General features: G+C 39.4%; 23 protein-coding genes. 10 read left to right on the forward strand and 13 right to left on the reverse strand.

Annotated elements, in window-relative coordinates:
- Positions 1-132: 132 nt before the first annotated feature.
- The 4 genes from BGM26_RS16640 to BGM26_RS16655 form a co-directional block, all read right to left on the reverse strand.
- Complete coding sequence (locus BGM26_RS16640; protein WP_217041149.1) at positions 133-1,362, reverse strand: PucR family transcriptional regulator; 1,230 nt, start codon at positions 1,360-1,362, stop codon at positions 133-135.
- A gap of 326 nt (positions 1,363-1,688) precedes the next feature.
- Positions 1,689-3,170 carry a sodium/proline symporter PutP gene (putP, locus tag BGM26_RS16645; protein WP_217041150.1) on the reverse strand — a complete coding sequence of 494 codons (1,482 nt, stop codon included), beginning with the start codon at positions 3,168-3,170 and terminating at the stop codon, positions 1,689-1,691.
- A 528-nt stretch (positions 3,171-3,698) separates the two neighbouring features.
- Complete coding sequence (gene pruA / locus BGM26_RS16650) at positions 3,699-5,243, reverse strand: L-glutamate gamma-semialdehyde dehydrogenase (protein ID WP_217041222.1); 1,545 nt, start codon at positions 5,241-5,243, stop codon at positions 3,699-3,701.
- Between the two features lie 125 nt (positions 5,244-5,368).
- Complete coding sequence (locus BGM26_RS16655; protein WP_217041151.1) at positions 5,369-6,286, reverse strand: proline dehydrogenase family protein; 918 nt, start codon at positions 6,284-6,286, stop codon at positions 5,369-5,371.
- 719 nt (positions 6,287-7,005) lie between these two features.
- Between BGM26_RS16655 and BGM26_RS16660 the strand changes: the two genes are divergently transcribed.
- Entirely contained in the window at positions 7,006-7,512 is a 507-nt protein-coding gene (locus tag BGM26_RS16660) for a DoxX family protein (RefSeq protein ID WP_217041152.1), read from the forward strand.
- A 92-nt stretch (positions 7,513-7,604) separates the two neighbouring features.
- On the opposite strand, the gene BGM26_RS16665 is transcribed toward BGM26_RS16660, so the two are convergent.
- From BGM26_RS16665 to BGM26_RS16675, 3 genes are all read right to left on the reverse strand, one after another.
- Complete coding sequence (locus BGM26_RS16665) at positions 7,605-7,796, reverse strand: YfhD family protein (RefSeq protein WP_217041153.1); 192 nt, start codon at positions 7,794-7,796, stop codon at positions 7,605-7,607.
- A gap of 91 nt (positions 7,797-7,887) precedes the next feature.
- Complete coding sequence (locus tag BGM26_RS16670) at positions 7,888-8,013, reverse strand: YfhE family protein (protein WP_217041155.1); 126 nt, start codon at positions 8,011-8,013, stop codon at positions 7,888-7,890.
- Positions 8,014-8,123: 110 nt separating this feature from the next.
- On the reverse strand, positions 8,124-9,026 hold the full coding sequence (locus tag BGM26_RS16675) for a TIGR01777 family oxidoreductase (protein ID WP_217041157.1): 903 nt from the start codon (positions 9,024-9,026) through the stop codon (positions 8,124-8,126).
- A 105-nt stretch (positions 9,027-9,131) separates the two neighbouring features.
- Between BGM26_RS16675 and recX the strand changes: the two genes are divergently transcribed.
- On the forward strand, positions 9,132-9,941 hold the full coding sequence (gene recX, locus BGM26_RS16680; RefSeq protein ID WP_217041159.1) for a recombination regulator RecX: 810 nt from the start codon (positions 9,132-9,134) through the stop codon (positions 9,939-9,941).
- Positions 9,942-10,171: 230 nt separating this feature from the next.
- Complete coding sequence (locus tag BGM26_RS16685; protein ID WP_217041160.1) at positions 10,172-10,498, forward strand: YfhH family protein; 327 nt, start codon at positions 10,172-10,174, stop codon at positions 10,496-10,498.
- A gap of 162 nt (positions 10,499-10,660) precedes the next feature.
- Here the strand turns inward: BGM26_RS16685 and BGM26_RS16690 are convergent, their stop codons facing one another.
- Positions 10,661-10,822, reverse strand: coding sequence for a YpzG family protein (locus tag BGM26_RS16690; RefSeq protein ID WP_217041162.1), 162 nt, complete (start codon positions 10,820-10,822; stop codon positions 10,661-10,663).
- Positions 10,823-11,031: 209 nt separating this feature from the next.
- Positions 11,032-11,208 carry a small, acid-soluble spore protein K gene (locus tag BGM26_RS16695; RefSeq protein WP_217041164.1) on the reverse strand — a complete coding sequence of 59 codons (177 nt, stop codon included), beginning with the start codon at positions 11,206-11,208 and terminating at the stop codon, positions 11,032-11,034.
- A gap of 174 nt (positions 11,209-11,382) precedes the next feature.
- Between BGM26_RS16695 and BGM26_RS16700 the strand changes: the two genes are divergently transcribed.
- Positions 11,383-11,652, forward strand: coding sequence for a YfhJ family protein (locus tag BGM26_RS16700; RefSeq protein ID WP_217041165.1), 270 nt, complete (start codon positions 11,383-11,385; stop codon positions 11,650-11,652).
- Positions 11,653-11,718: 66 nt separating this feature from the next.
- On the opposite strand, the gene BGM26_RS16705 is transcribed toward BGM26_RS16700, so the two are convergent.
- A complete protein-coding gene (locus tag BGM26_RS16705) occupies positions 11,719-12,699 on the reverse strand; it encodes a metal-dependent hydrolase (RefSeq protein WP_217041167.1) in 981 nt (326 codons plus the stop codon).
- Positions 12,700-13,013: 314 nt separating this feature from the next.
- Between BGM26_RS16705 and mutY the strand changes: the two genes are divergently transcribed.
- A complete protein-coding gene (mutY, locus tag BGM26_RS16710; protein WP_254119626.1) occupies positions 13,014-14,111 on the forward strand; it encodes an A/G-specific adenine glycosylase in 1,098 nt (365 codons plus the stop codon).
- A 54-nt stretch (positions 14,112-14,165) separates the two neighbouring features.
- Here the strand turns inward: mutY and BGM26_RS16715 are convergent, their stop codons facing one another.
- A complete protein-coding gene (locus BGM26_RS16715) occupies positions 14,166-14,360 on the reverse strand; it encodes a hypothetical protein (RefSeq protein WP_217041169.1) in 195 nt (64 codons plus the stop codon).
- Positions 14,361-14,784: 424 nt separating this feature from the next.
- On the opposite strand from BGM26_RS16715, the gene fabL reads away from it, so the two are divergent.
- From fabL to BGM26_RS16740, 5 genes are all read left to right on the forward strand, one after another.
- Positions 14,785-15,534, forward strand: coding sequence for an enoyl-[acyl-carrier-protein] reductase FabL (gene fabL / locus BGM26_RS16720; protein ID WP_217041170.1), 750 nt, complete (start codon positions 14,785-14,787; stop codon positions 15,532-15,534).
- Between the two features lie 87 nt (positions 15,535-15,621).
- Entirely contained in the window at positions 15,622-15,831 is a 210-nt protein-coding gene (locus tag BGM26_RS16725) for a gamma-type small acid-soluble spore protein (protein WP_302053254.1), read from the forward strand.
- A 329-nt stretch (positions 15,832-16,160) separates the two neighbouring features.
- Positions 16,161-16,412, forward strand: a complete 252-nt coding sequence (locus tag BGM26_RS16730; RefSeq protein WP_217041227.1) for a YgaB family protein — start codon at positions 16,161-16,163, stop codon at positions 16,410-16,412.
- Between the two features lie 326 nt (positions 16,413-16,738).
- Positions 16,739-17,269 carry a nucleoside tri-diphosphate phosphatase gene (gene ntdP / locus BGM26_RS16735; protein ID WP_217041171.1) on the forward strand — a complete coding sequence of 177 codons (531 nt, stop codon included), beginning with the start codon at positions 16,739-16,741 and terminating at the stop codon, positions 17,267-17,269.
- Positions 17,270-17,366: 97 nt separating this feature from the next.
- Positions 17,367-19,115 (forward strand): ABC transporter ATP-binding protein, encoded by a 1,749-nt coding sequence (locus tag BGM26_RS16740; protein WP_302053255.1) that lies wholly within the window; start codon positions 17,367-17,369, stop codon positions 19,113-19,115.
- A gap of 230 nt (positions 19,116-19,345) precedes the next feature.
- On the opposite strand, the gene BGM26_RS16745 is transcribed toward BGM26_RS16740, so the two are convergent.
- Complete coding sequence (locus BGM26_RS16745) at positions 19,346-20,416, reverse strand: FUSC family protein (protein WP_217041172.1); 1,071 nt, start codon at positions 20,414-20,416, stop codon at positions 19,346-19,348.
- Between the two features lie 364 nt (positions 20,417-20,780).
- Positions 20,781-22,076, reverse strand: coding sequence for a glutamate-1-semialdehyde 2,1-aminomutase (locus BGM26_RS16750; protein ID WP_217041174.1), 1,296 nt, complete (start codon positions 22,074-22,076; stop codon positions 20,781-20,783).
- Between the last annotated feature and the right edge of the window lie 12 nt (positions 22,077-22,088).

Genomic DNA, 22,088 nt, shown 5'->3' on the forward strand with positions numbered 1-22,088 from the left:
ACCCGCAGCGGAAATCGACGGGCAAAATATCAAGGCTAAAAACAACAATATATGCGAAAACAACCTAAATTTTTAAGTACGTGAAAAAGGCCAGACTCAGCATAGAATGCTAAAGTCTGGCCTTTTAAATCGTTATTTTTCACGCTTCATCAGCTGCAAATCAATATACAGTTGGCATCTTGTATTAAAATCTTCAAGATCAATTGCAGTTAAGTCAGTAATTTGCTTGATCCGATATTTTAATGTATTGATATGGATGAAAAGCTGTTCCGCTGTCGGTTTAAGTCGGCAGTTGTTTAATAGAAGAACTTCTAAGGTTGTCAGCAAATTCGTTTGGCTTTCAAGATCTTTCTTTTGCAGGATTAAAATATCTTCATTTATATAGCTTGTTTCACTTTGCTGCCGGGAGATCGTTTCAAGGTAACGGAAAACGCCAAGCCGTTTATATTCGTAGGTAGGTTGTTTAGGTGAGCCGATAAATTTCGCGGCAGTAATCACTTCTAGTGCTTCTGTGTAGCTTTTACTTAGCTGAAGTATAGATGAATAGGCACTTCCGATTCCAGCAAAAACGGTATGCTTTTTAAATTGGCTTAAAACTGTGTTGGTCAGTTCATTGGCGCTTTCAGATAATCGACTCGGATCCTGCGAAGTGCTGCCGATGATGACAATGATCTTCAGTTGGTCAGTAATGAGGTGGGATGGCTGGTTAAGCGCGTTGGCAAATAGCCGAACCGTTTCTGTGAGCTCTTCAAAAATATCTTCATCGATTTGCGCTACTGTAAAGACATTAATAATAAAAGCATCAGGAATAATCACCTTAATATTAGCAGCTTCCCATTTTATTTGATTTTCTGTTAGATACGATTTCTCGATTATTTTTTTGTAAAATTGATCTTTTTCTTCATCTTTTTTAAGCTTTAATTGGTTCTTTTGATAAAGGAGCTTCCCAATATGAAAGGACACGTTATGCAGGAATTCAAATTCATAATCTGTTAGGATCCTATCCGTTTCCTGAACCCAAATATATCCGAAAATTTGATCTTTATATTTAGCGCTTACGACAACGCGCGGATTTAAGCCAATATCTATTATTTGATTGACTCGAAAAGGCATAGGGATGGTTTTTAGCTGTTCAACGATTCCTTCATCCATAAACTTTTCTAAAATTGGAATGGGCCAACGCTTCGTAAAAATGGTTTGTTGATTTGCTTGATCAAACTGATCGATATAATATGAGCTGTAGGAAAGCAGGGAAAACTGATCACTCTCGATTACGATTGGCTTTTTTAAAAAGGCACTGACCATATCGGTAATTTCGTTTATATCGGTCATGGTAATTATCTTTTCCAATGGCTGACTCATACAGCTCCTCCAATCTCTTTTTGGGTGAATTATACTATAAAAAAATGGTAGTCAACCATTATCATACTTTCATTAGAGACTATTGTATAGTCAATATTATTCAACCAAATGGTTAAAAAGCCTGCAGCATACACCGCAGGCTTTTTAACTTTATTCAGCTGAAGTCTCTAAACGATATAAGTGTCGAAATAAATGCAAACAAGTTTCCAATTCAGTTTGGGTTTAAACTCCGGCTGAATAAAGTTAAGCCTCCGGCGGATGCCTCAGATTTTTATCGAGTAAGATCGATCAAAAATCTAGGCGCAAATACGCCAAGGCAAATTGATTTAACTTTCTTTTTTTAGAATTACAAGTGCTTCTGTGAATTCCTTATCAATCTCGGCATTCGGTCGATACGTTGCCATACTTACAAAGTACGTAACAATCCAGCAAATGATGAAACCGGGAACAATTTCATAAAGCGTACCCGACAATGAATCAACATTACCCCAAATCATAACGGTGATCGCACCTGCAACCATTCCCCAAAGGGCACCTTTAGTCGTAATCTTCCGCCAGTATAAGGAAAGTAAGATGACTGGACCGAATGAAGCACCGAATCCTGCCCACGCGAACGATACGATTTTCAAAATGGACTCGTTATTTGGCCAAGCGAGCGCCATTGCGATAACCGATACGATAAGGACGGCCATTCTTCCTAAAAATACGTATTGTTTATCTGATGCGTCTGTTTTAAGGACCGCTTTATACAAGTCTTCAATAAGCGCTGATGACGTGACGATCAGCTGCGAAGAAATCGTACTCATAACAGCAGCAAGTACAGCAGCAAGCATAATTCCTGCGATAAATGGGTGGAAAATAATCTGCCCGAGAACAATGAAAACCGTTTCTGGATCATCGAGCGTAGCGTTATTTTGCTGATAATAAGCAACCCCGATTAGTGCCGTTGCAACAGCTCCAAAAAGGCTGAGGAACATCCAGCCGATTCCGATACGACGTGCGCTTTTCACCTCTTTAACCGAATTGATCGCCATGAATCGGACAATAATATGTGGTTGACCGAAATAGCCAAGCCCCCATGCAACGGCTGACAAAATTCCAAGGAAGGAAGCACCGGAAACGAAGTTCAACAATTGCGGATTAACTTCCCGAATGCTCGTTGCTGTTTCAGAGAGACCACCTGTAAGAAATAACCCGACAATCGGTACGAGAAGAAGTGCGAAAAACATAATAAGCCCTTGGACAACATCTGTATAACTAACCGCCAAAAACCCACCAAATAAAGTGTAGAAAATAACGACTGCTGAAACTATTAAAAGACCAGCGTGATAGTCAAGTCCGAAGGAGCTAAGGAAAAACTTTCCGCCCGCAACCATTCCAGAAGATACGTAGAAAGTAAAGAAAATAAGAATAATGATACTTGAAGCAATACGTAAAATACGCGATTTATCTTTTAGACGACTTTCCAAGTAACTCGGAATCGTAATGGAATCATTGGACACTTGCGTATAGACGCGAAGACGTGGTGCAACGAGTACATAGTTCAAATACGCACCGACTGTCAGACCAATAGCAATCCAAGCTTCAACAAGACCGCTCACATAGATTGCACCCGGAAGACCCATGAGTAACCAGCCGGACATGTCTGCAGCTCCAGCACTTAAAGCCGTAACCGCTGGCCCGAGTGAACGTCCGCCAAGCATGTAGTCCGTCAAGTTGGATGTACGTCTAAATGCATACCAACCGATGAAAACCATTGCAGCCATATAAATAATAATTGCTAATAATTGATACATTTCATTGGACATCGTAATTCCTCCCTTTTATTTTATTCAGCAGAGGTCTTTCACTTCTAAAAGAAGAGAGATGAATGCAAATAGGTACCCAATACAGTGGGGGTCAAACTCTGGCTGAATAAAATTAAGCCTCCGGCGGATGCCTCAGATTTTTTAAAGGAATTTATCAAGCTAGATCGATAAAAATCTGGGCGCAAATACGCCAAGGCGAATTTGATAATAGTATTTTATCATAATATTATATTTTTCATAATATTATTTCAACAAAATAATAACGCTTCCATTTTCCGACAACAGAAAATGGAAGCGTTATTTTCACATAGTATCATAAATTGCAATTTTGAAGGGAGATAACTGACAAGCTCAAGAAGCAATCGGCTCTTTAGTCTAGTGCTAATCTGTCCAAAAGGTTAAAGAGCACCCTTTTGGACGGATTGGCTAATGCTTGATGCCCGCAGGACAAGGGAGACTTCGTCTGTTTTTGTAGACGTTGCCACAGAACGGGGCATTATTAGAATACGCTAAGCGTCTTTACTTTTCTTAGTACATCTCAGAAGTCGTTTTTGCTTGCATATGAAGTTGTAAGTAATCCGGTCCACCTGCTTTAGAATCGGTTCCCGACATATTAAAGCCGCCGAATGGCTGGTATCCCACGATTGCACCGGTACAGCCACGATTGAAGTAGAGGTTTCCAACATGGAAGTCTTCACGTGCTTTGGCGATGTTCGCACGATTTGTTGTAATCACTGCACCAGTTAGTCCGTACTCTGTGTTGTTAGCAATTTCGAGCGCATGATCGAAATCTCGTGCTTTTGCGAACGCGACGACTGGACCAAAAATTTCTTCCTGCATTAAGCGGGCGTTCGGATCGACATCTGCTACAATTGTTGGCTGAACGAAATAGCCTTTAGAGCTGTCACCTTCACCGCCAGCAAGGATGCGGCCTTCTTCTTTGCCAATCTCTACATAACTCATAATCTTATCAAATGCTGCTTGATCGATGACCGGACCCATGAAATGATTATCCACTGGATTACCAACTGTCAGTTCTTTCGTTAATTCTACAGCACGATTTAATACCTCATCATAAACATCTTCCACAATTACGGCACGTGAACAGGCAGAACATTTTTGACCGGAGAAGCCGAAAGCAGATCGAACAATAGATTGTGCCGCTAATTCCAAGTCTGCCTCTTTGTCTACAACGATCGTATCTTTTCCGCCCATTTCTGCGATAACGCGTTTCATCCAGATCTGGCCGTCATTAAGCTTTGATGCACGTTCAAAAATACGAAGGCCGACGTCACGAGAACCTGTGAAGGAGACAAAACGAGTTTTCGGATGGTCAACAAGATAATCGCCAACTTCTGCGCCACTTCCTGGTACAAAGTTTAAAACGCCTGCTGGAAGGCCAGCTTCTTCCATTACTTCTACAAATTTCGCAGCTACAACTGGTGTTGTTGAAGCTGGCTTCAATAAGACTGTGTTCCCTGTAACGATAGCAGCAACAGCTGTTCCAGCCATAATCGCAAACGGGAAGTTCCACGGCGAAATGATAATGCCAACACCTAGAGGAATATAATCGTAGCGGTTGAATTCACCTGGACGGCTTTCAACCGGTACACCGTCTTTGATTTTTAGCATTTGACGCGCATAAAACTCAAGAAAATCGATTGCTTCTGCTGTGTCCGCGTCTGCTTCATTCCAAGGCTTGCCTGCTTCTTTTGTTAAAAGAGCAGAAAATTCATGTTTACGGCGACGGATGATGGCCGAGGCTTTGAATAGTACGTCCGCACGAATTTCCGGTTTTGTTTTTCTCCATGTTTCAAATGCAGTAACAGCGGCCTGCATCGCTTTTTCTGCTAGTTCCTTGCTTGCTTTTGACACACTTCCAATGACTTCCTGTTTATCAGCAGGATTGTAAGAAACAATTTTATCATTTGTCGTAACTTTTTCGTTTCCAATGACTAACGGGTAGTGTTGTCCTAAGTAGCCTTCTACAAGTTGAAGCGCTTCTTCATATGCTTTTTTGTTTTCTTCTTTTGAAAAATCAGTAAATGGTTCATGTTTGTATGGAATCATAATTTTAAACTCTCCCTTTTTTTTATATGTGTGAAAAAACCCCTGCGTAATGTGCTTTCAGTGTTAATTAAGAGAGACACATTGTGCATGGATTTTTAAGCCCCTTAAATAATAAAAGCAGGTAATATTTAGCTTTTGACCATCCCTTTGAAAGCAAAAGCAATATTCGCTGGTCTTTCGGCTAATCTTCGCATGAAGTAACCATACCAATCCATGCCGTATGGGACATAGACGCGAAATTTATAACCTTGTTTAACCAACTCTAATTGTGACTTGTTTCTCATGCCATAAAGCATTTGAAATTCAAATTGGTCATTTGGAATATTATGCTTTTTTGCTAGCTCTTTTGTATATTCGATCATCGCATCATCATGTGAAGCTATGGCCGTATAGTTCCCATTTAGCAAGCTTTGCTCAATCAATCTTTTATAATTTTCGTCTACATCCTTCTTTTCTGGAAAAGCCACCTCTGGAGACTCCTTATAGGCTCCTTTTACAAGACGTAAAAACGGTTGAAAAGAACTAAGATCTCTCAAATCCTGTTCAGTTCGGTATAAATAAGCTTGCAAAACAGTGCTGACACAGCTGTATTTTTCTCTAAATTGCTTGAACAGATCGATCGTAGACTGACAACGCGGCACATCTTCCATATCAATCGTTACCATAATATTATGTTTTTCGGCTGTGTCGAGAATTCTCGTCATATTTTTAATAACAAGTTCACGGTCAATATCAAGTCCTAAAGAAGTCATCTTTACTGAAACTTGGGAATCAAGGTTCTCTTTACTTATCATTTCGATCGTCTGCATGCATTCCAATGTTCGTTCATTGGCAACATCAACTGAATCAACGAATTCTCCAAGATGATCAACGGTTACAGATAATCCTTGACGGTTCAGCTCGCGAATAAATCGAATTGAGCTTTGGAAATCTGTGCCACCAATAATTTTCCCAGCTGCAAAATTGCCGCCTCGTTTCTGCGCAAATTTATTCAGTAACTCGTTTTTTGATAAAAACAAGAAGAAGTCTCTTGTAATCGCTTCCATACCTAGAGGGCACCTCCGAAAAATATCTATCTTTAAACTAATCTTACAATTCTGTGACAACTCTCTACAATGTTCGAAGGAACCAATAATTCTGACATCCTTTTGTAGGTTAGGGACAATGGGAGACCTTACATCGAAATACTTTTATAAAAAAAGACAACCTCCCTTAGGAAAGTTGTGCGTATTTATCCTTCTCATGCTAAAAAATTCGAATGATTCCTATGCACACTTCTCCTTAAAAAAGGCGTCATAGGTCCGATTCCATTTCTAAAAAGGAGAAAATTTCATGTATGGAAAATCTTATGTCAGGGAAAATAGTTGAGGTGGAGGTTAGGTTCTCTTGATCATAAATTTCTTCCAGACGATAAGAGCTGGCGCCTGAATCTAAAAACATTTCGGGCTGTACTTAGGGAGAATAACACCCTCTGCTTTAAAGGGATTTAATAAGTTGCATATAATATCCACATAGTTGTGAATAACTATCGTTCACAGGTTAGTCAAATACTGAATGATATTTATGAAAAAATGGTGAAGTTAGTTGCCAAATTATATGAAAAAGCGTATATTAAAAGTGAAGAAAGATAGTGAAGGATTTCACAAAAACTCACAGACTTTCTTCCAAAAAGCTGGCCGGCTTAGTACCCGCAGAATGGGTAAAAAATTTTTAAATAGGTTTGTGAATAATTTCACAATATGATTGAAATTAGGAGAGGATTATTATGAAATGGTGGAAAACTCCACTAGCGGCGATAGCATGGACAATATTAAGAATTTGGCTTGGACTACAATGGATAGAAGCAGGTATGCATAAAGTGAATAGTGGTTTTGATGCAAGTGGTTTTATGCAAGGAGCAATTGCGAAGGCAGCCGGAGATCACCCAGCCGTTCAAGGCTGGTACGCAGCCTTTTTAGAAGGAGTTGCTTTACCAAACGCAGGTCTGTTCAGTACTTTAGTAGCATGGGGTGAAGTTCTAGTAGGTTTAGGTCTCATTTTCGGAATTGCAACGATCCCGGCATTAATAGCAGCGGCATTCATGAACTTAAACTTCCTATTAGCGGGTACAACTAGCACTAACCCAATCTTATATACAGTAGCAATTATCCTCCTCTTTGCAGGGAACGGAGCATACTACTGGGGAATTGACCGGTTTGCTATCCGGTATATTAAGAACCATCTTGGCAAAGGCGGACATGGAATTGGAAATCGTCCCGCAGCCAGTCATTAACCCAGAAATGAAGACTTGAAATTTGATAATATTTTTAAAAAATTCAGAGGAAAAATTAGAAGCAGGAATTTATAAATTCCTGCTTCTAATGATTACTTATTACCTTTCTTTAGCTGTACTCGTTGATTAGCAGCATTGGCACGAGCTTGAGCCTCAAGATCCTCCTGATCTGCAAGCTCTTGTGAATACTCTACGTCGATCCCATCAGATTTCATGTTTTTCGGAACTTGAGGAAGTTTCGCTTTGTTCTTACCACTAGATCTCTGTCCACGTGAACGGCCCATTGCAAAAACCCCTTTCAACATAGAAGTACGGAAACGTTTGTGTTTCCGTACTTCTATGTTTTACATTCCCGCAACGTACTATAAGTGGAAATTAATGCTTCGAATTTCTGTTAACATAGCCGCCTGCCCGATCAGCCCTATGAAATTCACGTGCATAGAGTACTTCCTGTGTGCTTGATAAAGATCGTTTCTTTTTATCCTTCGTTCTTTTATCCATTCCATTCATCCTTTCAAGTATAGGTTCACACTTACCTTATTTTTCCCTTAAAAGAAAAGAATGATACCATCATGTTATTAAATGGCTTGATATATTTTTTCGTAAAAAAATCAGTAGATGTCCTTTAAAGCAGATCTTATATCTTCAAAAAGGAATGGATACCCGTTCGATACCAACTTGCCAGGTATCACTTTTTGTCCTTCTAATACAAGTATGCTCATTTCCCCTAGTGCAGCTTTTAAAGCGAAAGCAGGAGCAGGCATCCAATGGGGACGGTGCAGAACCTCCCCAAGCGTCTGTCCAAATTCTCTCATTGTTACCGGATTCGGAGCCGTGAAATTAACGGGCCCTTCAACAAGTTCTTCTTTTATCGCAAACATGATTCCTTTTATAACATCCTTCAAATGAATCCATGAAACCCATTGATTCCCGGTTCCTACTGTACCACCTGTAAACAGTTTGTAAGGAAGGGCGATTCGCGGAAGTGCTCCGTTATTTTTATCAAGGATGATTCCGAATCGGCATAAAACTGTCCGAATACCAATTTCCTGAGCTTTATGAGCCTCAATCTCCCATTTTTGTACCGTTTTTGCAAGATAGTCTAGCCCAGCTTCTATTGATTCCTCCGTATAGGTTTTTGTAACTGATGTCCCATAAAATCCCACTGCACTTGCATTAATAAACGTGTCTGGCTTTTTATTTAAGTTTTTGAATATCCGCAAAACTTCTCTTGTTGCTGAAATCCGGCTATCTAAAATGATTCCTTTTCGTTCGTCCGTCCATCTTCCGCTATTAATGGATTCCCCTGCAAGATTGATTAATACATCAATTCCTTCTAATGTTTCTTCAGGTTTGTCATCCTCATTTAGCCATTGAACATAGGAAAGCTGCTTGGAGTTTGTTTTATTTTTAATATTTCTTGTCAGAACTAAAACCTCGTGTCCTTTGTTTATTAATTCATTTGTTAATGAGCGCCCGACAAAACCTGTTCCGCCAGTCACTGCAATTTTCATTTCGCATCTCCTTTCAAAGTTTACGGTTTATTAAATCTTCTTTATTCGTTCAATATTATCAAAAACCTTTAATTGATGTGTTAAATTAAGATGGAGGTGATAAAAATGCCTATTATAACGAAAATTACGGTTCAGCAAAAAAAGAGAGATCGATATAATATTTTTACCGATGACGGCAATGGAGAAAAATATGCATTCAGTGTTGACGAGGATGTATTAATTAAGCATCAGCTCAAAAAAGGAATGGAACTTGATGAGTTCTCCCTCACAGAAATTGATTATCAAGATTCTATTCGAAAAGCATATAACATGGCTATTCAGTATTTATCTAGAAGAATGCGCTCGGAAGCAGAAGTCCGAAATAATCTTCGAGAAAAAGAAATCGATGATGTTATTATTCAAGAAGTTATTCACAAATTATACGAGTATAGCTTCTTAAATGATGAGGAATTTGCAATTGCCTATGTGCGCACACAAATGAATACGACGGACAAAGGGTCTGGTTTAATTCGCAAAGAATTAAAAGAGAAGGGCATTTCTGAAAATCTAATTGATCAGGCAATGAAAGAATATCCAGACGAAGAGGAGTTCAACAAGGCTTTAGCGATGTGTGAAAAATATGTTCAAAAAAATACGCGTGATTCTTCGAGGGGAATGAAGCAAAAGCTTGAACAAATGCTTAAACGGAAAGGTTTTCAGTTTGGAACGATTCAAGCGGCTATTGCCGAAACAGAGATGGAAAAAGCCGAAGACGATGAGATGTCTGCACTTAGGTCTCATGCCGAAAAGGCTCACCGCAAATTCTCCGTGCTAACTGATTTTGAATACGAGCAAAAAATGAAACTGACATTATTTCGCAAAGGATTTTCGATGGAATTAATCGATCAGATATTACATGAATTTAAGGACATATAAGAAACACTTGGAAAAAAGGCTTAGAAGCTTTAGTACTCATTCTTAACGATATTTGTATAAAGTGAAACTTCCATCAGTGGGGGTTTTACTGTCCGTTAATCTGCGATAAAAATAAATATACGATTGGGATTAAAGCTTTTCCACTTTCCTAACAGATTATTTTTCAATATACTAGTAAGGATTAATTTACTGAAAAATTAGGCTACTGCGAAGGAACTACTTTTGGGAGGATGAAAGAAGTGCAGCAGGAAAAAAGATATAGTGAAATGACGACATATGAGCTTCAACAGGAAATAGCTCAACTCCATGAAAAAGCAAGGAAGGCTGAGCAAATGGGGATGGTTAATGAATTTGCTGTTTTGGAACGAAAAGCAGTAATGGCAAAGTCTTATTTATTGAATCCTGATGACTTTAAAGCGGGGGAGCTTTATCAAATTGAAGGTGATCCAGGGTCATATTTTAAAATTGATTATATGAATGGTGTCTTTGCATGGGGTTTTCGTTTAAATGGCAATAAAGCAGAAGAAGCAATCCCTATTTCGATGTTGAAAAAGTAGCAGAAAGAGGATGATATCCATCCTCTTCCAACTGAATAATAAAATATTACTTTTCTCAAGTTAGATAACTGTCTAGCTCCAAAAGGGAAGCTCCCTAGAATAAACATCGCGGGAACAATCTTCCCTTTGATTGTTCCGAAGGCGCTTGCGCTTTTCCTACCCTTAGGGAGTTCTTTTGACTACGGTCTCTAATATGATAAGGTCTTGAGTTTGTTGGGTCTGGCCATTTACCTGTTTGTAGGCATGCTTTGGGTTAGCCCATGGAGAAGCAAGGGACCTGGAATACGGGTTTCTTTCAAAATTTCTGTTTTTTGATTTTCCCATCATTAAGCCCTCCTCAAGTAATCAAATTCGCCTTGGCGTATTTGCGCCCAGATTTTTATCGAGCGTGCTCGATAAATTCCTTTAAAAAATCTGAGGCATCCGCCGGAGGCTTAACTTTATTCAGCTAAGGTTTGAACCCCCACTGAAATGGATACCTGTTTGCATTCATCTCGCCAAATATAGAAGTGGGACACTACTGCTGAATAAAGTTAAAATTCAGGATTATCATTATCGTCACGGTTTGTTGAAGCCCTCATTCGCTCTTGAGGATGTGTATTAATCGTACCATCCGCCCTTTTGGAAGCATATTCTGATTTCGCAAATGGTCCCTCGTCGTCAAATTTATTTTTGTTTTCGTACGGGAAATTTGTTACTTTATTCCTCATAAGCAACCTCCTAGTTCGGGGTGAAAAGCGCGTAAACAAACGTGATCACAAAAGTTTAGGCAAATTGTAATCACGTACACCTATTATTTGTTGTTTTCCACACGCTATGAGGAATTGATCCATTCAATTAATGGAAATAGCGGATTAGTGAACTTTATGATGGAGGTGAAAGGAATGAACAGTTATCAAAAAAGGCTATTTGAACGGTTGCTGGAAATAAATGAACAGCTCTCAGCCGGACAAGCACAAACTTGGGTGGAATTGCTTTGGGATGACTTTGAAACCACATATGCAAGAGCGGGAATGGAGTATAAAGGCAGTGAAATGACTGAAAAGGTTGTCAGCCAATGGATCGAGTATTATGGAGACAAGCTCCATGAATTTGTCGCCCACAACCCTAAATATAAACATTTATTGGAGCTAGATATAAATAAGCTTCATTAAAAACAGGCTGACTCATGAGGCAGCCTGTTTAAATTTAAGACTGCCAAATTGCTGGTTAATATAACTTCACCCCGGGATAATATCCAGCTTTTTTCTCAGTTTTTCTTCACTAAAAATCCAGCCGGTGTAAGAAGTCAAGATATTTAAATTAAGGTCGAGATGTACGACAGCAACAAAGGGATAATAGTCATTGCTTCGATAACGCAGATCAATGAAACGTACTTCGGAATAATCATCATATTCATCGATTTCCCAGCGGTAAACAGGCGAAAATGATAAAAAAGCAGATAGGTTTTTATCTTTTTTTGCAGCTTCTAAAATCGGTGTTTCAGGCACGGGGACTCGGTTAAATTGATCTAGTATTTTCACGTCATTATTAACCGCACGTCCGACAAAAAATTGATGATTATTCATGACTGCAATCCGCCATTGATTATACTTCATTGTTGGTGCAATAATGATGTCTGTAGCATCGGGAATCATCGTTTTAACAATATTCAGAACTGTTCGCTGCGCTTGAAATCGAAACAAGTAATAGATGATCAATATTGCGTATATGACAAGGAAGGTATAACCAGGATGTGCACCGAAAGCCCAAATGAACAGGCCGACAACATGAATTCCGAAAATATAAGGATCAAAAGTGTTTATTACTCCTAATGCAACCCATTTCGATGAAAAGGGCCTTAGTGCCTGTGTTCCATACGCATTAAATATGTCGACAAACACATGTAGAAAGACAGCAAGGAATGTCCAAACCCATAAATGAAACAAATTTGCCCCGGAAAAGAAAGGATATATGACAGCGATTATGGCTAGCGGCCAAAGAAGTACCGCAGGAACAGAATGAGTAATCCCACGATGGTTACGAATATAGACAGCGTTATTTCTAAGCTTTAAGACAGTGTCAATATCAGGAATATTTGAACCGACAATCGCACCAATCATGACGCTTGTCGCTGTTACTGAATTTTCTGCAACAACCGGGTCAAGAGTGGCAATGCCACCAAGTGCGAGTCCCATAACAATATGTGTACCTGTATCCAAGAGGACAAGCCCCCTTTCTTGATATTAGACTTTGTTAAATCATACACTTTTTATCCACAGGAGAATATAGTCTTCCTGGTGGCTAAGTTAGCTTCTCATTTTTCTTGTGTTAACTACAAATTACCGTTACCTTTAAAGAGGCGGATGCCTCAGATTTTTTAAAGGAATTTATCGAGCAAGCTCGATAAAAATCTGGGCGCAAATACGCCAAGGCGAATTTGATTATTATTACCGGAATTGCTGGGCATTAAAAATGTAATTGTATTAGTATATTCCCATCTTTCTGGTTGTTTATCATCTTGGAGGAACTAAAATTGAATATAAAAGGTTTAGAACAGATAGAAAATGTTAATATTACTGCATTTCAGCAAGATTTAATTGGATGGTTTGAAGTTGAACAAAGGGATTTGCCATGGAGAAAAGACAAGGATCCTTATAAAGTTTGGGTATCCGAAATTATGCTTCAGCAAACACGAGTAGACACGGTCATCCCTTATTTTCACAGATTTATTGAGCAATTTCCAACAATTACAGCTCTTTCAGAAGCTGAAGAAGATAAAGTTTTGAAAGCATGGGAAGGACTAGGTTATTATTCACGGGCAAGGAACCTGCAATCTGCCGTCAAGGAAGTCCATGAAAAATATGGCGGCAAAGTTCCGGACAATCCGCAGGAGATTTCTTCTTTAAAAGGAGTGGGTCCTTACACAGCTGGTGCTATATTAAGTATTGCTTACGGAATTCCCGAACCGGCTGTTGATGGCAATGTTATGCGGGTATTATCGAGAATATTATCGATATGGGAAGATATTGCAAAGGCTTCAACTCGGAAAATTTTCGAAGAAGCGGTGAGAAAACTAATTGCCCGCGATAATCCTTCCTTTTTCAATCAGGCCCTAATGGAATTAGGTGCGTTAATATGCACACCGACATCGCCAAGCTGCCTCCTATGTCCCGTCCGTGAACATTGTCATTCCTTTCATGAAGGAACACAGTCCGATCTTCCTGTCAAAACAAAAAATAAGAAACATCGGCATATTCGAATAGCGGCGGCGGTATTAAAGAACGATCAAGGCAAACTGCTCATTCATAAAAGGCCTGAAAAAGGGTTGCTTGCAAACTTATGGGAATTCCCTAATATAGAGATTATTTTACCCTATGAAAATGAAAATGTTCAATTAAAGGAAGCAGCAAAAACCCTTTATAAAGCTGATGTGCAAATAGGAGAGATAATCGGACAAATAGAACATGTTTTTTCCCATTTGACTTGGAATATTAATGCATATAAAGGCAAGCTCCATTCAATTGCAAAAGAAACACATGGCTTGAAATTAGTAACGTTGGAGGAACTGAAGGAATTTACCTTTTCAGTTTCTCATCAGAAAATACTAAAGCAGTATTTGGAAAGTGAGTAACAGAAAACTCGAAAGGGTCTTTTCCTATATACCTAGGATTCTGACCCTTTAAGATTATTCTTTAGTTGTGTATCGCAATCCTCCACGGTTTTGGATTTCCTCAATAATTTCTCTTTGAATGGATTGCCCTTCCGCATTCAAATATGGAACGATCTGCTGGAAAGAATGGTGAAAGTAGGAAAGCTCGTTGTCATTCCAATCAGTTTTCGACATCATTGAGAGTTCAGTCATATCTCGGCCATCATACATTAGTATCTTCCTTTCAACATCTATTTCATGACGGTACATAATGTATTGTTTTAATCAAGATTGCCAGATATACATGAAAAAGCTAAAATTAGAAGCAATAGAAGAAAAAGGCGGCATTTTTTGCCATAAAAGCAGGTCAGTTATTTTAAAAAAAGGCTGTTTTCGTAAAGTTTGTTGCTATTTAACCCAAAAGTGGTCTAGTTGATTTCCGCTTCAGGAGCTCGCTTTCCGCGGGGCGGGCGGTGAGCCTCCTCGGCGTTACCGCCTGTGGGGTCTCACCTGTCCCGCTACTCCCGCAGGAGTCTCGCACCTTCCGCTCCAATCAACCTTGTACTAATCCTATTTAAAAACAACAATCATTTTAAAAAGGAGCCTTAAAAATGATCAGCTTTTCTTACCCCATAAAAGAAAGGAATTTTTGACAATGACACAAAAAGTAGCACTAATAACAGGCAGCAGCAGAGGAATTGGAAAAGCAACTGCCATTAGACTGGCAAAAGAAGGTTATGATATCGTCATCAACTATGCGAGAAGCAAAACAGCGGCTTTAGAAGTGGCTGCTGAAATTGAAGCACTTGGAAGAAAAGTTTTAACAGTTAAAGCAAATGTTGGGGATGTTGAAAAGATTAAAATATTATTTCAGGAAATTGACCAGGAATTCGGCAGGCTTGATGTATTTGTCAGCAATGCGGCATCAGGAGTTCAAAGGCCAGCCTTGGAATTGCAAGAATCTCATTGGGATTGGACAATGAATATTAATAGTAAAGCTCTTTTGTTCTGTGCTCAAGAAGCGGCTAAACTAATGGAAAAAAACAATGGCGGGAAAATTGTTAGCATTAGCTCCCTAGGTTCAATCCGGTATTTAGAAAATTACACAACTGTGGGGGTATCTAAAGCAGCTTTGGAGGCATTAACACGATATTTAGCGGTAGAATTAGCACCAAAGAATATTACTGTTAATGCTGTTTCAGGCGGAGCTGTGGATACAGAAGCATTAAAACATTTTCCAAATAGGGACGAAATGCTTGCTGATGCAAAATTAAAAACGCCGGCCGGAAGAATGGTCGAAATCGAGGATATGGTGAATGCAATTATGTTTTTATTGGCGGATGAATCAAGTATGATACGAGGCCAGACGATTATTGTTGACGGTGGAATTTCATTACTAGTATAAGGTATAAAACTTTTTATTTTTTGTTTTTAAAAACTAAGGATATTTCTTCTGCGCTTGGTTAAATTAATGAGCGTGGAGGTGATTACATTGGCAAAACAACCAAACCAATCTCAAGCTGGAACTAACATTCAAGAAGTAAGACAACAAAACGCTCAATCTGCTGGCGCAGGTCAAGCTGCAGGTCAAGGTGGATTTGGCACAGAGTTTGCTAGCGAAACAAATGCTCAAGAAGTAAGACAGCAAAACCAACAAGCTGAAGCAAAAAAAGCACAAAACGCTGGAAAACAACAAGGCTAATTGCATTGAAGGCGCTCTTCATTCGGAAGGGTGCCTTCTTTTATTTTTCGTAATAATGCTGCTTTTTTGAAAAATCCCCCATGACTGACTTAAAGTAAACTCTGATTAAGCGAGCTGGTATATTTAAGGGAGTTTTAGAGAATAAATGCAAAGACTAAGGAATTATCATCGCAAGAACAGCTTGCTCTGTACTTGTTTCACGGCGCTTGCGCTTTTCTTTTTATTCGACAAAACTTCCATAAAGTCAACAGAAGTTGTCAAAGGAATGATTTGGTCAAAAGCGAATACATAGATAAAGAAAGTTAAATTGGGACGGTGACTCTCACATGATGAAGACTTTTGATCTATTAGTATCAGAACAATTGGAAACAATGGATAAGCTATTATTTTTACAGGGCGAACTAGAACGCTGTGAGGAAATTGAAGCTCAGCTTAAATCCTTGCAGCAGGAAACAATGTTAGAGAGTGTCCAAATTGAAATCGCCAAAATGAAAAAGGAATTAAGGGAAATTCATCAAATATTCGAAAGACAGACAGAAGAAGTCATTCGTTCTTATCAAGATGTTAAGGTAACATCCTGAAAGGAATTTCAAACTTCTCACATTTGGTATGAAGGAAATGGGACATGAGCTTAACTAACTGTCACCCATGTACAGCCAAAGCTTCAAAGGATTACGTAATTCTTCCAGCCATTGATGAATTTCAATGGCTCTTTGTTTTAAATTCGGTCTTAAACCGTTATAATAAAAGAAAATAGGATTCGTTCTTTGTTGCCTTTTGAAATTATTTACAAGAGAATCAAGTTGAGATAATAAAACCGGCTAATTTCCACCAATCTCAGCTCTGACCTCTCAACACTAGAAAGAATAGGTTGCAAAGCCCGGGAAAATGAAAGTAGGGGAGAAGAATGGCGGTACCCATAGAAGGAGAACCAATACAAATCCATAGCTATAAACACAATGGGCACATCCATCGCGTCTGGGATGAAACAACCGTATTAAAAGGGACTCAAAATTTAGTGATCGGTGGGAATGACCGGACGGTTGTAACAGAATCGGACGGAAGAACATGGATTACTCGAGAGCCGGCTATCTGTTATTTTCATTCCCAATATTGGTTTAATATCATTGGGATGATTCGGGAAGATGGGGTTTATTATTATTGTAATATTAGCTCTCCATTTATATTTGACGGAGAGGCTGTGAAATATATTGATTATGACCTCGATATTAAAGTTTTTCCAGATATGACTTTCAATTTGCTAGATGAAGATGAATATGAACGCCATCGTCAGGAAATGAATTATCCCCAGCCAATAGATAGCATTCTGAAAGCCAATGTGGATCAGCTTATTCACTGGATCCGCCAGAGAAAAGGTCCGTTTGCACCAGATTTTATTGATATTTGGTATGAAAGGTATCTTACATACAGACGCTGATGGAAAAGATATAGATGCCAATTGTGATGCCTGTTGAACGATGTATCAACAGGCTTTTATATGGGCTGTTTCACTTGATTCAAAGGAGGAAAGTAGGTTGGGAAGTATTTGGCGTTATATGAAATTTGTTAAACCTTACCGCCTTCAGATTATTGTTACAATCATAATCGGGATTATTAAGTTTGCGATTCCGCTGCTTATTCCGTTATTAATAAAATATGTCATTGACGATATTGCGGGAAATCCGGACTTAAACAATGCCGATAAAACAAGTAGCCTATTGACGATCATGGGAATAATGATTGTTCTCTTTGTGATCGTTCGTCCGCCTATTGAATATTACAGGCAGTATTTTGCTCAGTGGGTTGCAAGCAAAATTTTGTATGATATTCGGGACAAGCTATTTACCCATATTCAAAAGCTAAGCTTTAAATATTATGCAAACACACGAGCTGGGGAAGTCATTTCGAGAGTTATTAATGATGTGGAGCAAACGAAGACATTTGTTATTACTGGTTTAATGAACTTGTGGCTTGATGTCGCAACCATTGTCATTGCGGTAATTATCATGTTAAAAATGGACGTGACGTTAACGATTGTGTCGTTAATTTTATTCCCGTTTTATGCCTTCTCGGTCAAATATTTTTTTGGGAATTTAAGAAAATTGACGAGAGCCCGCTCACAGGCACTTGCAGAAGTACAGGGGTACCTACATGAAAGGGTACAAGGGATGGCTGTTATCAAAAGCTTTGCCATTGAAGATTATGAGCAAACTCAGTTTGACAGGCAAAATGGAAACTTTTTAGCGAAAGCGATTGATCATACGAAATGGAATGCAAAAGCATTTGCGGTTGTAAATACAATTACTGATATCGCACCTTTAATCGTTATCGGCTATTCGGGTTACCAGTTCATCCAAGGAGATCTCTCCATGGGCACGATGATGGCATTTATTGCTTATATAGACAGATTATACAATCCACTTAGAAGGCTCGTAAATTCATCGACCACGATGACCCAGTCGATTGCTTCAATGGACAGGGTCTTCGAATTAATTGATGAGGAATACGATATTGATGACTCTCCTGATGCTGTTGAATGCAAGGATGTTAAAGGAGATATTCAATTTAAAAAAGTAAGTTTTTCCTATAGTGAAGAGGAGGAGCCAGTGCTTAACAACATCTCCTTGGATGTGAAAAAAGGAGAAACCATTGCGCTTGTTGGGATGAGCGGTGGCGGAAAGTCTTCTCTAGTCGGATTAATTCCCCGTTTCTATGATGTAACAGATGGGAGGATCCTGCTTGACGGCAAGGATATCCGTTCCTTCAAAGTCAGGACGTTAAGGGATAAGATTGGGATGGTTCTTCAGGATAATATTCTCTTCAGTGAATCAGTGAAATCGAATATTCTATTAGGAAAACCGGGGGCATCTGATGCTGAGGTTATTGAGGCAGCTAAGGCAGCAAATGCGCATGATTTCATTATGAACTTGCCTGATGGGTATGATACGAAGGTTGGGGAACGAGGCGTCAAATTATCGGGAGGTCAAAAGCAGCGGGTAGCTATCGCTAGAATCTTTATAAAGAACCCGCCAATTCTGATTTTCGATGAAGCAACGTCAGCTTTAGATTTAGAAAGTGAACATTTGATCCAAGAGGCGCTCGAACATCTTGCTAAAGAGCGGACAACCTTTATTGTCGCTCACCGCTTATCGACGATCACGCATGCGGACAGGATTATATTGATCGAGCATGGGATGATCACAGAAGAAGGCAGCCATGAAGAATTGATGAAAAAACAAGGCAATTATTATAAATTATTTCAAGTTCAACAGCTTGAACAATAAAATTTTAACTTTATTCAGCAGAAGTCTCTTAACAATATAAGGCGCGTGATAATGCAAATAGGTATCTAATTCATGTGGTTCAAGCTCCGGCTGAATAAAGTTAAGCCTCCGGCGGATGCCTCAGATTTTTTAAAGGAATTTATCGAGCAAGCTGAGGTGAAAATCTGGGCACAAATACGCCAAGCGAATTTGATTTACAATAAGAAAAGCAGCTGAACATTCAGCTGCTTTTACTCTTCAATCGACACTTCATTCGTCTTTTTATGGTATGTTTGAAAACTTGTGATCAGCTTATCGAGATGTTCAACCTGTTCATTATAGTCGATAATCGCAGATATGATTTGCATTGTATGGGATAAAATTGCTTCATCTTCTACTTTCGCTTCTTTTTGCTGCGAGTAAAAGAGGTTAAAAAGCTCTTTCCCGTTTAGAAAAATATCTCCTTCTTCAAAAATGACGTGTGAGCGTACTTTTCCAATGAACTTTAACATCGCATGCTCGTGATAATGAATGAGACAATCAAGCTGCTGTTGAACTGCATGTTGAAATTCAGCAGGCATTTCCTGAAGATCATTTTCAAAGCGGTGCAATCTTCGCAGCGTTTCAAGGGATCTTTTCACCGTTGAAATCATTTGCCTGTATATGACGAGCTTCCGTGATTTCGCAATCGTATTCTTTTTTAAATAATTGCGCTCCTCTTTGTACATAGCATATACCTGATCAAGATTCCTAACCGCTGCTTTCATTTTTCCAATATCATTTTGCAGCAATTTGTGCTCGGAAGCATGCCTGATCGTAAGTCTGATCCATTTTGTTGTTTCCTCGGTAATATCTGAGATTTGAAAATAGAGTTTTTTCTCATATTTAGGCGGCAAAAACACTAAGTTCACGATAAAGGCAGAAAAAACCCCTAACATAATCGTAGAAAACCGAATAAGCGCAAATTGGATAAAGGTGTCACCAGAAGCTTCCATAATAACGAGCAAAGTAACCAGTGATAAAGCAATCGTATTTTCAATTTTAAGTTTCAGGTTAATGGTGATGACAATAATGGCAGCTAGCCCGATAATGAATAAATCATTTCCGAAAATTAATACAAAAATAACGGCGATAGCTGCACCAATGGCATTCCCTTGTACTTGTTCAATAATCGATAAAAATGATCGGTAAATGGTCGGCTGCAGAGCGAAAATAGCAGCAATGCCTGCAAAGACAGGTGATGGGAGTTGAAATAACTCCGATAAAAACAATGATAAAATAATTGCGATTCCCGTTTTGAGTACTCGGGCACCAAGCTTCATACGAACTAATTTCCTTTCTTTCAGAAGATGAATCCTTCTGGTTGTTTTTACGCCATCCTTAATAGTAAGCAAGATGAGGTAGAACAGCAACAAATATGAGCGGCATTCAAGCTCCTTGTTATGTAGCTTTTGATATTAATGTACTATACAGGGATATTGGGAGAAGTACAATGGGCATTTTTTTGATTTTTTCGGGTTGAATATTTTCCTCTGCAAAATGTTCCACGTCCCTCGGCAACGACCGCACTCTTCGCCCGAAACTTCGGTAGACCCGCACAAATGGAAGTTCTAACACACAATACTTGCTGAAATAAAAAAGGAGCGTAAAATCGCTCCTTTAATTAATTATGTGCAAAATGAAGAACTATTCCTCTTTTAATGCTTGAAATGCATTTTGAACGGCTTGGATGGTTGCTTGGATGTCATCTTCTGTATGGGCTATTGTCACGAACCATGCCTCGTATTTAGAAGGTGCTAGATTGATTCCTTGTTTCAGCATCAGTTTGAAAAACTTCGCAAACATCTCTCCATCCGTGTTTTCAGCTTGTTCGTAGTTAACCACTTTTTCATTCGTAAAGTAGATCGTCAATGCCCCTTTTAAGCGGTTGATTGTAATTGGAATGTTGAATTCGGTTGCAGCTGCTATAATTCCATCCTCGAGAATAGCGCCAAGGCGGTCTAAATAATCATAGACACCTTTTTGATTCAGGACTTCAAGGCAAGCAATTCCCGAGAGAATGGAAGCTGGATTTCCTGCCATTGTTCCTGCCTGATAGGCTGGGCCTAATGGAGCGACTGTTTCCATAATTTTTTTCTTTCCTCCATACGCCCCGATTGGCAAACCGCCGCCAATGATTTTTCCCATCGCCGTTAAGTCAGGTGTGACCCCGAGCATATCTTGCGCGCCGCCATACATAAAACGGAAAGCAGTGATGACTTCATCATAAATAACGAGAGCTCCCGCGGCATGTGTTAATTCATTTATTTCCTCGAGGAATCCAGGTTTCGGCTCGACAATCCCGAAGTTCCCGACGATGGGTTCAACGAGAACGGCGGCGATTTGGTCACCCCATTTTTCTAAAGCTTCTTTATAAGGTTCAATATCGTTGAACGGTACGGTAATAACTTCCTGTGCAATGCTCTTCGGAACTCCTGCGGAATCTGGTGTTCCTAGAGTAGAAGGACCAGAACCTGCAGCAACAAGAACAAGATCAGAGTGCCCATGATAGCAGCCGGCGAACTTAATAATTTTATCTCTGCCTGTATACGCACGTGCTACCCGGATCGTCGTCATGACCGCTTCAGTACCGGAATTGACGAAACGGATTTTTTCTAATCCTGGCATCGCCTCTTGCAGCATTTTGGCAAATGTAACTTCATGGGGAGTAGGTGTTCCGTAAAGGACCCCTTTTTCAGCTGCTGTTTTAATGGCTTCTGTAATATGCGGGTGGGCATGGCCAGTAATGATTGGACCATAGGCAGCTAAATAATCGATGTACTGATTTCCGTCCACGTCCCAGAAATAGGCACCTTGCGCACGTTCCATGACGACCGGCGCTCCACCGCCAACTGCTTTATAAGAGCGGGAAGGACTGTTCACTCCCCCGACGATATGTTCAAGTGCCTCTTTATGTATACGTTCAGAATTTGTAAATTGCATATAAATCCTCCT

The sequence above is a fragment of the Bacillus sp. FJAT-29790 genome, from assembly GCF_019039215.1.
Taxonomy (GTDB): Bacteria; Bacillota; Bacilli; order Bacillales; family Cytobacillaceae; genus Cytobacillus.

Coding starts and splice junctions, on each gene's coding strand:
- BGM26_RS16640 (WP_217041149.1), bottom strand. CDS start 1,362: ATGAGTCAGCCATTGGAAAAGATAATTACCATGACCGATATAAACGAA.
- putP (WP_217041150.1), bottom strand. CDS start 3,170: ATGTCCAATGAAATGTATCAATTATTAGCAATTATTATTTATATGGCT.
- BGM26_RS16655 (WP_217041151.1), bottom strand. CDS start 6,286: ATGGAAGCGATTACAAGAGACTTCTTCTTGTTTTTATCAAAAAACGAG.
- BGM26_RS16660 (WP_217041152.1), top strand. CDS start 7,006: ATGAAATGGTGGAAAACTCCACTAGCGGCGATAGCATGGACAATATTA.
- BGM26_RS16665 (WP_217041153.1), bottom strand. CDS start 7,796: ATGGGCCGTTCACGTGGACAGAGATCTAGTGGTAAGAACAAAGCGAAA.
- BGM26_RS16670 (WP_217041155.1), bottom strand. CDS start 8,013: ATGGATAAAAGAACGAAGGATAAAAAGAAACGATCTTTATCAAGCACA.
- BGM26_RS16675 (WP_217041157.1), bottom strand. CDS start 9,026: ATGAAAATTGCAGTGACTGGCGGAACAGGTTTTGTCGGGCGCTCATTA.
- recX (WP_217041159.1), top strand. CDS start 9,132: ATGCCTATTATAACGAAAATTACGGTTCAGCAAAAAAAGAGAGATCGA.
- BGM26_RS16685 (WP_217041160.1), top strand. CDS start 10,172: ATGAAAGAAGTGCAGCAGGAAAAAAGATATAGTGAAATGACGACATAT.
- BGM26_RS16690 (WP_217041162.1), bottom strand. CDS start 10,822: ATGGGAAAATCAAAAAACAGAAATTTTGAAAGAAACCCGTATTCCAGG.
- BGM26_RS16695 (WP_217041164.1), bottom strand. CDS start 11,208: ATGAGGAATAAAGTAACAAATTTCCCGTACGAAAACAAAAATAAATTT.
- BGM26_RS16700 (WP_217041165.1), top strand. CDS start 11,383: ATGAACAGTTATCAAAAAAGGCTATTTGAACGGTTGCTGGAAATAAAT.
- BGM26_RS16715 (WP_217041169.1), bottom strand. CDS start 14,360: ATGTATGATGGCCGAGATATGACTGAACTCTCAATGATGTCGAAAACT.
- fabL (WP_217041170.1), top strand. CDS start 14,785: ATGACACAAAAAGTAGCACTAATAACAGGCAGCAGCAGAGGAATTGGA.
- BGM26_RS16730 (WP_217041227.1), top strand. CDS start 16,161: ATGAAGACTTTTGATCTATTAGTATCAGAACAATTGGAAACAATGGAT.
- ntdP (WP_217041171.1), top strand. CDS start 16,739: ATGGCGGTACCCATAGAAGGAGAACCAATACAAATCCATAGCTATAAA.
- BGM26_RS16745 (WP_217041172.1), bottom strand. CDS start 20,416: ATGAAGCTTGGTGCCCGAGTACTCAAAACGGGAATCGCAATTATTTTA.
- BGM26_RS16750 (WP_217041174.1), bottom strand. CDS start 22,076: ATGCAATTTACAAATTCTGAACGTATACATAAAGAGGCACTTGAACAT.